This window comes from Haloactinopolyspora sp. (genome assembly GCF_027324685.1).
Classification (GTDB): domain Bacteria; phylum Actinomycetota; class Actinomycetes; order Jiangellales; family Jiangellaceae; genus Haloactinopolyspora.
On the sequence record NZ_DAHVSH010000200.1, the window covers coordinates 16,774 to 27,676 of the forward strand.

General features: G+C 67.8%; 12 protein-coding genes and 1 tRNA gene. 9 read left to right on the top strand and 4 right to left on the bottom strand.

Features of this window, described 5'->3' with window-relative positions; translation table 11 throughout:
* Position 1 precedes the first annotated feature (1 nt).
* Both M6444_RS21460 and M6444_RS21465 read right to left on the bottom strand, forming a co-directional pair.
* Positions 2 to 469 carry an FHA domain-containing protein gene (locus M6444_RS21460; RefSeq protein WP_298332169.1) on the bottom strand — a complete coding sequence of 156 codons (468 nt, stop codon included), beginning with the start codon at positions 467 to 469 and terminating at the stop codon, positions 2 to 4.
* 4 nt (positions 470 to 473) lie between these two features.
* Positions 474 to 1,193: a DUF3662 and FHA domain-containing protein gene (locus M6444_RS21465; protein ID WP_298332172.1), complete on the bottom strand. Its 720-nt coding sequence runs from the start codon at positions 1,191 to 1,193 to the stop codon at positions 474 to 476.
* 272 nt (positions 1,194 to 1,465) lie between these two features.
* On the opposite strand from M6444_RS21465, the gene M6444_RS21470 reads away from it, so the two are divergent.
* Positions 1,466 to 1,552: transfer RNA gene (locus M6444_RS21470), tRNA-Leu, on the top strand.
* Between the two features lie 17 nt (positions 1,553 to 1,569).
* Here M6444_RS21470 and M6444_RS21475 read toward each other — a convergent pair.
* Positions 1,570 to 1,713 (bottom strand): hypothetical protein, encoded by a 144-nt coding sequence (locus tag M6444_RS21475; protein WP_298332175.1) that lies wholly within the window; start codon positions 1,711 to 1,713, stop codon positions 1,570 to 1,572.
* A gap of 402 nt (positions 1,714 to 2,115) precedes the next feature.
* Between M6444_RS21475 and M6444_RS21480 the strand changes: the two genes are divergently transcribed.
* The 7 genes from M6444_RS21480 (at position 2,116) to M6444_RS21510 (ending at position 9,969) form a co-directional block, all read left to right on the top strand.
* Positions 2,116 to 2,472, top strand: a complete 357-nt coding sequence (locus M6444_RS21480) for a DUF1801 domain-containing protein (protein ID WP_298332178.1) — start codon at positions 2,116 to 2,118, stop codon at positions 2,470 to 2,472.
* A gap of 147 nt (positions 2,473 to 2,619) precedes the next feature.
* Entirely contained in the window at positions 2,620 to 4,389 is a 1,770-nt protein-coding gene (locus tag M6444_RS21485) for a DUF222 domain-containing protein (RefSeq protein WP_298332181.1), read from the top strand.
* Between the two features lie 729 nt (positions 4,390 to 5,118).
* Positions 5,119 to 5,661: a helix-turn-helix domain-containing protein gene (locus M6444_RS21490; RefSeq protein WP_298332184.1), complete on the top strand. Its 543-nt coding sequence runs from the start codon at positions 5,119 to 5,121 to the stop codon at positions 5,659 to 5,661.
* On the top strand, positions 5,658 to 6,500 hold the full coding sequence (locus M6444_RS21495; protein WP_298332187.1) for a M23 family metallopeptidase: 843 nt from the start codon (positions 5,658 to 5,660) through the stop codon (positions 6,498 to 6,500). Before M6444_RS21490 ends, M6444_RS21495 begins: the two co-directional genes overlap by 4 nt.
* 86 nt (positions 6,501 to 6,586) lie before the next feature.
* Positions 6,587 to 8,278: a signal peptide peptidase SppA gene (sppA, locus tag M6444_RS21500; protein WP_298332190.1), complete on the top strand. Its 1,692-nt coding sequence runs from the start codon at positions 6,587 to 6,589 to the stop codon at positions 8,276 to 8,278.
* A 102-nt stretch (positions 8,279 to 8,380) separates the two neighbouring features.
* Positions 8,381 to 8,737 carry a YciI family protein gene (locus tag M6444_RS21505; protein ID WP_298332193.1) on the top strand — a complete coding sequence of 119 codons (357 nt, stop codon included), beginning with the start codon at positions 8,381 to 8,383 and terminating at the stop codon, positions 8,735 to 8,737.
* Between the two features lie 8 nt (positions 8,738 to 8,745).
* The gene (locus M6444_RS21510; RefSeq protein ID WP_298332195.1) at positions 8,746 to 9,969 is read left to right on the top strand and encodes an RNA polymerase sigma factor; all 1,224 of its coding nucleotides are present in this window, start codon (positions 8,746 to 8,748) and stop codon (positions 9,967 to 9,969) included.
* A 49-nt stretch (positions 9,970 to 10,018) separates the two neighbouring features.
* Here the strand turns inward: M6444_RS21510 and M6444_RS21515 are convergent, their stop codons facing one another.
* A complete protein-coding gene (locus tag M6444_RS21515) occupies positions 10,019 to 10,483 on the bottom strand; it encodes a hypothetical protein (RefSeq protein ID WP_298332197.1) in 465 nt (154 codons plus the stop codon).
* A gap of 238 nt (positions 10,484 to 10,721) precedes the next feature.
* Between M6444_RS21515 and M6444_RS21520 the strand changes: the two genes are divergently transcribed.
* Positions 10,722 to 10,903 (top strand): hypothetical protein (locus M6444_RS21520; protein ID WP_298332200.1); only part of this gene is annotated, 182 nt, incomplete at its 3' end.

Here is a 10,903-nt window from a genome sequence, read left to right on the forward strand (position 1 = left end):
CCTACTTCCGCAGCTCGACGACGGTCTTACCGAGCCGGAACCTGCTCTTGGCGTTGACCGGCGTACTGCGGGTGAGCCGCTGGTTGCCGACGTAGGTGCCGTTCGTGGACCCGAGATCCTCGACGTACCACTGGTTCTCATGAAACCGCAGCCGGGCGTGCTGTGTCGACACGTACTCGTCGGACAACGGCACCGTGCAGTCACTGCCGCGACCGAAGGTGACCGGTGCACCGTCGAGCGGCACCGTGCGCCCGTTGTCCGGGCCTTCGATGATCACGGCCTTCGTCGGCACGCCCTTGGTGTTGCGCGGCTTGCGGGCGGCCTCTCGGGCCTCACGGGGCGGCTTGGGTTGCTTCGGCGGGCGCACCCCGAACAGGTCGGCGCGCATGGCCGACGTGACCGAGAGAATCAGCAGCCACAGCACCGCCAAGAACCCCAGCTTGATGACCGTGAGGGTCAGCTCCGACACCGGTTCACCCCCCGGAGCCGTGCCGGTGCACGTCGACGACGGTGGAGCCGAGCACGATGCGGGAGCCGTTGGTGATCGGTGCCTGCGGGACCCGAGCCCCGTCGATGACCGTGCCGTTGGTCGAGCCCAGGTCGACGGCCACGAGCTGGGTCTGAGGTCCCTGCTGGTACACCCTGATCTCGAGGTGGCGCCGCGACACACCGGGGTCGTCGATGCGGATGTCGCACTCGCTGCCGCGGCCCAGGACGATTCCGGGAGCGACGACGGGGTGCTGGGTACCGTTGATCACGAGGTACGCAGCCGCGCGCTGCTCGGCGGTTGACGTCGGCGAGTACGACGCGCCGCGGTCGACGCCCGCTCGTACCGCGCTGCGGATGCGGAAGTCGCCAGTACCGATGTCGTCGTGGCGTTCGAACTGGACCCGAGGCGGGCCGGTGAACGCATAGTGCTGGAGTTCGGCGTGCTCGCGGGCCAGTTCGATCAGCTCCGGCGCAAGGGTGCCGGAGTACGGCGCCAAGCGTTCGTAGTCGGCCGAGCCGAGCTCGACGACGAAATCGTTGGGGACCAGGGATCGTTGGCGGCTGACGATCTGTGCGTTGTTGTCGAGCTCACGCTGGATGGCCGCCGCGATCTCGACCGGCTGGACCTCGTAATGAAGAGCACGAGTGAACGCGCCTTGGACCATGCTTTCGAGCCTGCGCTCGAAGCGCTGCAGGACTCCCACGTCCACCTCCCTTCACCGATGACACTCGAAAACTTTCGGCCCCCGCTGCAGTGTCCCCGATGGTAGCGGTGAGCGGCCAATCAACCTGGTTGCACCCGCGATTCGGAGCCGTTTCGATATGGGCCCGTCGCCGAACGTGACTCCACGCCGGCGGCGGTGCGGCACCGCATCCGGTCCGTCGACATCACAGCCTACGTGCACGGGATGGGTGAGCCGCCAACGCGTGTTAACCTTGTGCAGGCACCGGCCCCACGTTGGGTCGGCGTCGGCACGCGCGGGTGGCGGAATAGGCAGACGCGCACGGTTCAGGTCCGTGTGTCCGAAAGGACGTGGGGGTTCAACTCCCCCCTCGCGCACCAGATGAGGAACTCCCCGGTCAGACGTTCTGGCCGGGAGTTTCTGTTGTTCGGGCCGGCGTGGGCAGCAGCGAACTCGATATCGCCCGGGCCGAGGCCAGCGCCACCAAGACGATCGCGATCACGAGCAGGAGTTGATTGGCCGACTGGGGAACGTGGTTCATCGTGAATCCGTCGCCCCATCGACACGCCGCCTTGGGCGGAAGGATCCCGTCTTCGAGCCCCAGGAACCGTCCATATCCGGCACCGCTGCCATACCCGCCTGACCGCCACCTGGTGCACTCTTCGTAGTCTGATTCCAGACTCACCACGTGGAGGAGTGCGTAGACGTAGGTCAGCACGGCGGCAGCGCCAGTGAGCACGATCGTCGCATCGAGCCACTTCGACCCGCTCGCGCCGGCTGCGCTGGGCGGAGTCCGTCATTTCGTCAGTATCCCGGACAGATCGACCGGCCTCCCGACTGCAGTGGGTTCACCGAGTGTGCGCGAGCAGACGATCGCGGCCTACGGACTGGCGCAACGGACGTGTTTAGAGTTTCCCGTTTCCCCCTCTGAGAGGACCAGGACATGGAAACCATCCCTGATCACGACTCCTACATCGCCGCTGCGCCTGAAGCGTTCCGCCCGGTTCTCGACCACCTCCGAGGCCTCCTGCGCGATGCTCTCCCGGAAGCAGAGGAGATGATGGCGTACAACATGCCAGGGTTCCGAACCCGTGGCACGGTCGTGGCGAGCTACGCAGCATTCAGCAAACAGATCGGGCTGTACTTCCTCGCCCCCGCGATTTCCGAGCACGCCGACGAGCTCGCAGAAGCAGGCTTCAAGACCAGCAAGACCGGCATCACCTTCCCGCCGCGCAAGCCAGTCCCGGACGATCTCGTGACACGGCTCGCACAAGCATCAAGCAAGCACGTGAACGACTGAGACCGTAGGTCGGGGTGGACAGTGGAGGAGCCGCCGGCGCGAGATCGCATTGTTCAGCCGCGTCTCGCTCTACGTGAAGAGCGCCATGGCGACCGAGGTTCGACCGATCACCCGGGCTGAAGCCGTCGATCATCTGAAGGTGTTGCCGTGCGCGAACGGGCTGCCTGGCACGGTCCCCTGGTGGCTGCGCGTATCGCCCGGTCGATGGTGGTCTATGCCCGCTGCAACGGTGACGAACAGCAGACCAGTGCGCTGTTGCGGCACCGGTCGCATCTCAGCGACGTGGTGCATCAGGTGCAAGACGTCATCGACGACCGGTTCAGCGAGCGGTTGCCGCTCGCCAGTCTCGCGGCGGGAGCAGGCTGCGAGCGCGTCGCGGTGTGGCCGGTGTTGTCGGTGGTGGTTGATAGTGTTTCGTACATGAGTTCGGTCGAGGTTGGTGGGTTGGTCGCGGCGGCGCGGGCCGTGGCGGCCGGGCCGGTGGCTGATCTCCCGGACTCGCAGGTGGCAGATGAGTTGTTGGCGTTGCGGGCGTTGGCTGATGCGGCCGAGGCGGCGTTCCTGTCCCGGTTGGCGGCGTTCGATGCGCGCGGCGTGGGCCAGGGTGAGGGGTTGTCGACGCGGGCCTGGCTTCGGCATCATGCGCGCATCGCGCCGGGTGAGTCGGGGCGTTGGTTGCGCATCGCCAGAGGGCTGCAGCAGTTCCCGGTGGTGGCCGGTGCCTTGGCCGTTGGGCAGATCCGGGTTCCGCATGCTGCGGCGATCGTTGATGGTGCCGCGCTGTTGGGGACCGATGTGGTGGCTGGTTGTCAGGATGTGCTGGTCGAGGCCGCGCGGGTGGATGAGCCGTCTCGTTTGCGGGCGGGGCTGCGGGGCATGGGCGCAGCGGTGGACAACCCGCGTGCGGTGCGTGAGGCCGAACGGCGTGACGAGGGTCGCTGGCTGGATGTGACCACCACGTTCGATGGTGCGGTGCATTTGGCTGGTGTGCTTGGTGCTGAGGACGGCGCTGTCGTGAAGGCCGCCATCGATGCTCTTGCTGCTCCTGGTGCGTTGAGTACGTCCACGACGGGCGATCCGCGCGTCGCTACTGGTGGTGCTGGGGCCAGTGCGCGGGCAGGCGGCAGTGCGCAGGCGGGTAGTGCGGGGCGTGGGGGTGATTCGCGCACGGCGGGTCAGCGGCGTGCTGATGCGTTGGTGGAGTTGTGTCGGCGGCATCTGGATTCTGGTGGTCTGCCCACGACTGGTGGGCAGGCGCCGCACGTCGTGGTGGTCACGGATCTGGCCACGTTGGAAGCTCGGGCCGGTGGGTTCGGTGAGCTGCCTGATGGCAATGTCCTCACTGGTGAGGCCGTTCGCCGTCTGGCTTGTGAGGCGGGCGTGACCCGGGTGATCACCGGGCCGGGTTCCCAGCCGCTGGATGTCGGGCGTGCCCAGCGCACCGCGACCGCGGCGCAGCGTCGGGCGTTGCGTATCCGTGACGGCGATCAGTGTCTGTTTCCCGGGTGTGACCGGCCCGGTGCGTGGGCGCAGGCTCACCACGTGAACTGGTGGTCACGCGGTGGGCGCACGGACATCGACGAAATGGTCCTGCTGTGCAAACGTCACCACACCTCGGTTCATGAGGGTGGCTGGCAGATCAAGGTCGTCGCACCCGGCCGGTTCGTCTTCACCAACCCCGCCGGCCACGACATTCCGGCGCGCCCGGCATCGACGACGCGTGAGCTCATCACCCGTCTCACCAACGCCTCCACACCCACCCGGGCCGGACCTGCCCACGACACGCCGCGGAAATCTGACCAGGACGACCACGATGGTCCGGGTCCGCACGAGCACGACCGGCTCGGCCGGGACGACCATGGCGAGCCCGACCCGAGCGAACCTCCGCGCGAGCAAGACCACCGAGACGCCGCGTGACACTCCCAGGTCGCCCACCGGCTCCGACGTTTCCTCATGGAGCCAGGTGGCCGAGGCGGGAACTGCCGCGATCAACGAGCGCCTTCGGGTGCCGCGCCGCCCAGTCAGACGACGGTCAGCGGCCGGCGAGTTCCGGCACGGCAGACATCAGCACCTCGCGAACGCGCTCGTTGTTCGTCCGAAACACCTCGAACACCCGAACCCTATGGCCATCATCAGGTGACGCCCAGCCTCGTGAGCTGGTCCAGTGGTGGGTCGAACACGACCACAGCGTCAACGCGCCACTCGTCGACGACCGGCTCTTCTGCCATCGCGTGCTGGTCGAACTCGGTCTCGTTGAGGTCGTAGACCTGGCAGGAGTTGCCCGTTCACGCCACGACGTGCTCACGGAGTCGTCCACCTGCCCTGTTCGCCCGGCCTGCATGGCTGTCACCAGTCCATGCTCGACGAGTCGTCCTGGGACCAGGTGTACGCCTGATTCGCTTCCCGCCCACGCCAAGCGACGTGTTTCACGGCCAGTCAGCGGACGGGACGTGCGCGCCAGCACCTCGAGCCTGGCCCCTCCAGTGACGGCTTCACTGCCGCGATCGCCCTGCTGAGGTCAACAAATGAGCCCACCAAACGACGTACGTCACTACTTCGCTACGGACGTCATCAGAAAACTACGGATGCAGTCGACTCGACGGCGTGCGCTTTACATGAAATTACGTAACTACGTACTATCGAACTATGACCAACAGTGCCGAGGTCACGGCTCTTCGCGAGACCGTGGAGCACCTCGTTCAGCGAGTCGATGCACTAGAGCGCCGTAACGCCGACGCCGGCACACCAGCGGAAGCTGGTGGCCCGAGCTCGAGCGTCTTGTGGGCCCTGGACGGGCTCAAGCGCCGGCTCGCCGATCACCCCGCGACAAGCGACGGCGCGATTCTGCTCACTGGCGCGTTGACGTTACCGACCGGCGAGCCGGTCGAGTGGCAACAAGCTGCCGGGACGGCCGAGCTGATACAGACCGAGTGGTCCGATCGGGTCGCGCCGATCACCGCGCTCGCGCATCCGGTCCGGCTGGAACTTCTGCGTCAGGTACTACTCGGCGTGCGCACCACGGCGGCGCTGGCCGACACCCACACCCTCGGGAGCACCGGACAACTGCACCACCACCTGCGCCAACTCGTCGCTGGAGGTTGGTTACGCCACAGTGGCCGGGGCAGCTACGAGATACCCGCGACCCGTGTGGTTCCGCTTCTGGTGACGCTGACGGCGGTGCTGCCATGAAGCGGACGATCCAGGCGATCCAGCGCTACGGCACCGTGCTGATCCTGGCCGGAATGGCCTCCGCCGTCGCTGGTATCGCGGTGGACAACGGCTGGCCGGTGGAATCTGATCAGGCGTTCGCCATCTTCCTCATCGTCGGCCTGGTCCTCATCGTGACCGGACTGGCCGCCGTCTTCGCACCAGGCGGTGATCGCACTGACGAACCGCGGGCGGTCCGCGCGCCGGTCCAAGGCCGGTGGCTGGCGATGAACTCGCCGGCCACGAAAGTCCCCAGCCACGGCACGCGCGCCTACGGGCAGTCCCACGCCGTGGATCTCGTTTTCGACCCGGAGGATCGTCCGCGCCCGGAGTTCGGCGCGGGCGCGGGCATGCGCCCGCCGTCGGACTTCCCCGCGTTCGGCCAGCCCGTGCTCGCTCCCGTGGCCGGACGTGTCGTCGGCGTACGCGACGACGCCCGCGACCACCGCAGCCGGAGCCGGTGGTGGGCCGTCCTCTACATGCTGGTCGAGGGCATGATCCGGGAAATCGGCGGTGCACGCCATATCGTCGGCAACCACATCGTGATCGATACCGGCGACGGGTGCTTCGCGCTCGTGGCGCACCTGCGGCGAGACTCCGCCGAGGTCGGCATCGGTGACGTCGTGCAAGCCGGGCAGCGGCTGGGGCAGTGCGGTAACAGCGGCAATTCCAGCGAACCGCACGTGCACGTCCAGCTCATGGACCGTGCCTCGTTGTCGGCGGCACGGGGAATGCCGATGATCTTCACCGGTGTGACCGTCGGCTCTGCGCCCGGCCCCGTGGGCATGCCCGCCAACGGTGAACACATGGTGGCCGGTTGAGTACGCGTGGCAGTGAGCCGGCGTGGCCGATCGTAGGCTGAGGTATGGCTGACGACGCGCGTGGATGGACCCACACACTCACGGCGATGAAGGGACGGCTGACCCCGCCGCTGGTCCTCGAGCTCGACGTGACCGAGGGTCTGGTCGAGGCACCGCCGCACGATCCGATCACCGCGGCGCTGTCGCAGCGCAAGCCCCGAATGCGCGACGTGCTCCGTGGGCTGCAGCGAGCCGCGTCCGATCGGCGTGTGCACGCGCTGGTCGTCAAGGTCGGTGGCACCAAGATCTCCCTGGCCCAGGCGCAGGAGCTCAGCATCGCCATCAAGAAGATCCGAGCCGCCGGGAAGCACACGGTGGCCTGGGCCGAGACCTTCGGGGAGTTCGGGGCCGGCAACGTGCCGTATCTGCTGGCGGTCGCGTGCGAGCAGATCTACCTTCAGCCATCCGGTGACGTCGGGCTGACAGGTATCGGCATCGAGGAGCCGTTCATCCACGACGCCCTCGACAAGGCCGGCGTCACACCCGAGATCGGCCAGCGCCACGAGTACAAGACCGCCGCAAACACGTACCTTCAACGCGGCTACACCGACGCCCACAAGGAGATGTCCGAACGGATCGTCACGTCGCTGTCGGACCAGATCGTCCCCGTGGTCGCCGCTGCTCGCGGGTTGTCTCAGACCCACGTGCGTGAGCTCGTCGACCGGGCTCCGTTGCTGGCGACCGAGGCGCTGGACGCGGGGTTGGTCGACGGCTTGGCCTACCGCGACGAGGTCTACGGTGGCCTACGACGCCGCGTCGGTCCGGAGGCTCGGCTGCAGTACGTCAGCCGCTATCATCGCGCGGCCACGCAGGCCATGACCCGTCAGCTCAGCGCACCTCGGCACAAAGACGCCGTCGCTTTGATCCACGCCACCGGTCCGATCCAGCTCGGGCGCAGCTCGCGTACCCCGTTCGGGTCCGGTACCGGCTCGGACACCGTCAGCAGCGCGTTCCGAGCGGCGATCAAGGATCAACGGGTGAAGGCGATCGTCTTGCGCGTCGACAGTCCGGGGGGTTCGTACGTGGCCTCCGACGCGATCTGGCGCCACGTCGACCTGGCTCGTCGGCGCGGCAAGCCGGTCGTCGTGTCCATGGGCCGGCTGGCGGCCTCGGGCGGCTACTTCATCTCGATGAATGCCGACGCCATCGTGGCGCTGCCGAGCACGTTGACCGGGTCGATCGGCGTACTCGGCGGGAAGGTCGTCACGTCGGAGCTGATGTCCAAGATCGGCTTCACTCACGACAGCGCAGCGGTGGGCCGCCACGCGTTGATGTTCTCGTCCACCCGCAGCTACAGCGACACCGAGTGGGAACGGCTGAACCTGTCACTCGACCGGATCTACGCCGACTTCACGACCAAGGTCGCGGCCGGCCGCGGGCTCGAACTCGACATGGTCGAGGCCCTGGCCCGGGGACGGGTGTGGACCGGGGCGGACGCTCACGAACGCGGTCTGGTCGATGAGCTGGGCGGCCTGGAGCGCGCAGTCGAACTGGCCAAACACCGCGCGGGACTTCCGGCAGATGCCGAGGTGGAACTGCGCGAACTGCCGCGAAGCACGCCACTGGAGCGGCTGCGGCCCCCGAAGTCGAGCGAAGACACCGGCGGCGCCGAGGCGGCGATGCCATCGCTGGACTCCCTGCGCCTGTCGGCGTGGGGACGGTTCGCGCCGATCGCCGCAGCGCTCGGCCTTCCCGCTGCCGGTCCGTTGATGCTGCCCGGGGCCTGGCAGATCCGCTAGCCCGCACGATGTCGCGCCACAGTGTCGATTCGGCCGAGGGTCGTTCGTATAGAGGGTGAGGCCGGGACGTACCCGGCCGGCGAGCATCCCCTGGAGGCACTCATGAAGCAGTACGTGCTCACCATCTACCAGCCCGACGGCGACCCGCCGCCGGCCGAGGACCTCGAACCCATCATGCGCGACCTCAACGCCGTCAAGGACGAGATGAAGGCCGCAGGTGTCTGGGTGTTCTCCGGCGGGCTGCATCCGCCGAGCACCGCCACGGTGGTGAAAGCCAACGGCACCGAGACCCTGGTGACCGATGGTCCGTACATCGAAGGCAAGGAGCACGTCGGGGGGTTCACGATCATCCAGGTGCCCGACCTCGACGCTGCCTTGGAGTGGGGTGACAAGCTCGCCCGGGCGATTCGTCTCCTGCCGATCGAGGTCCGGCCGTTCGTGGACGAATCCGAGGGGTGACCACTGGCGTGGCGGACCTCTCGGCGGCCGTGATCGAGCGGGTGTTTCGCGAAGAACACGGCCGCGCGATCGCCGTCCTGGTCCGTGCCTTCGGCGACATCGACGTCGCGGAGGATGCGGTCCAGGATGCGTTCGCCGTGGCCGTCGAGCGATGGCCGGCCACCGGACTACCGCCGAGTCCGGCGGGATGGATCATCACCACGGCTCGCAACCGTGCGATCGATCGAGTCCGTCGAGAGGGTTCGCGCGCGCAGCGGCATGCCGAAGCGGCTTTCCTGCAGGTGCCGGACGACCAGGTGGAGGAGGGACCCGTGCACGACGATCGGCTGCGCCTGATCTTCACCTGCTGCCATCCGGCCCTGGCCCCGGCAGCCCGAGTGGCGCTGACACTCCGACTGCTTGGCGGGCTCACCACGAAAGAGATCGCCCACGCCTTTCTGGTGCCCGAGGCCACGATGGCTCAGCGGCTGGTACGCGCGAAAGGCAAGATCCGTGCTGCCGGTATTCCCTACCGCGTGCCCGGCGATGCCGACCTGCCGGATCGCCTCGACGCCGTCCTCGCCGTGGTCTACCTCATCTTCAACGAGGGCCACACTGCGACCGCGGGTGACCAGCTGACCCGCGAGGACTTGTGCGCCGAAGCGATCCGGCTCGGGCGCCTGCTGGCCAACCTCATGCCCGACGAGCCCGAGGTCATGGGGTTGCTCGCGTTGATGTTGTTGATCGAGTCGCGACGAGCTACCCGCACGACGGCCGCCGGCGAACTCGTCCTCCTGGCCGATCAGGACCGAACCCGGTGGGACCCAGACCTGATCGCCGAAGGCCAGGCGATCGTGCGGCGCTGCCTGCGCCGGAACCAGCCCGGCCCGTATCAGCTCCAAGCGGCCATCAATGCCGTACACAGTGACGCCCCGACGGCTGCGGACACGGACTGGGCGCAGATCGTCGAGCTTTATGACCACCTCCTGTCGCTCTCGCCGAACCCGGTGGTGGCGCTGAATCGCGCCGTCGCCGTCGCCGAAGTCGCCGGACCGCAAGCGGCCCTCGCCCTGGTGGACGAACTCCACCTCGACGGCTACCACCTGTTCCACAGCGTCCGGGCTGAACTGCTCCGCCGGCTCGGTCGCTCCGCAGACGCCGCGCGGGAATACGAGCTGGCGGCCGCGAATACCGAGAACGAAGCGGAGCGGGCATTCCTGATGCGGGCCCGGCTACGTGAGCTCGCGGAGTGACGGGGGTCGCCGCGGTGTCGTCGTGCTGTGTTCGCTGACGTGCGGGCTCTCAGCCGGTGCCGCTCGTGGCGGTACCGCTGGTCGTGGCGATACCGCTGGTCGTGCCGGTGACGCCGCAGGCCGTGCGCACCAATTGCTGATCGGAGAAGCGCTCGCCGTCGAGGTGGACCCAGACCGCCACGCCCGGCTCGGCCAGCCAGAACAACGCCGTCTCGGCACGAAAGCCGGGGTCTCCGAGGTGATCGAACGGCGTGCGTGCCCACGTCTCGGGATCACGCTCGTGATACCGCGCGAGGTAGGCATGCATCGCGGCCGGATCGCTGAGCACGTCGCCGCGCATCACCGTGACCTGCATATCGACGCGCCACCCAGCGTCGTCGGAGCCCGTCTCCCACACCCGCGAGGTGAACGATACGTCGTCCCACTCATACGTGAAGTCGGACACGGACGTGCCCAGCCCCGGCGGGAGCCACCCGAGTCGAAAGCCGTCCACGACGTGCGTGCGCTCAGGCATCGGGGCCGCCGACGGACACGCGGATGGGGAACGGCCCACGTGAATCGGCCCGGTCGACCCGGCTGGCGACAGAGTTGGGGACATCGGCGGGGACATGGCCGGCGACATGGCCGGCGACTCTGCCGTCGACCAGCCAGCATCGGCCGGTGACCCCGCTGACGGTGGCGTAGCTACCGGGGGTGTGGCGGCGCGGGGCGTGGCTTGCGCGGCGGGAACGAAGCCCAGGGCGGTCACTGCCGTGATCGCGATGCCGGCGGTGGTACTGGTGAGCTGCATGGCGGATCCTTTCGGGTGGTGTCACCGGGTGATCGACCCGGCGTTCCCTCAGGCTTGCTCGGCGCAAGCGAGCGCGGCATGGGCAGATCGGCGAAATGTGGACAACTTCGCGCTCGTCACGCGGCTGTGGACAACCGGTGTTCG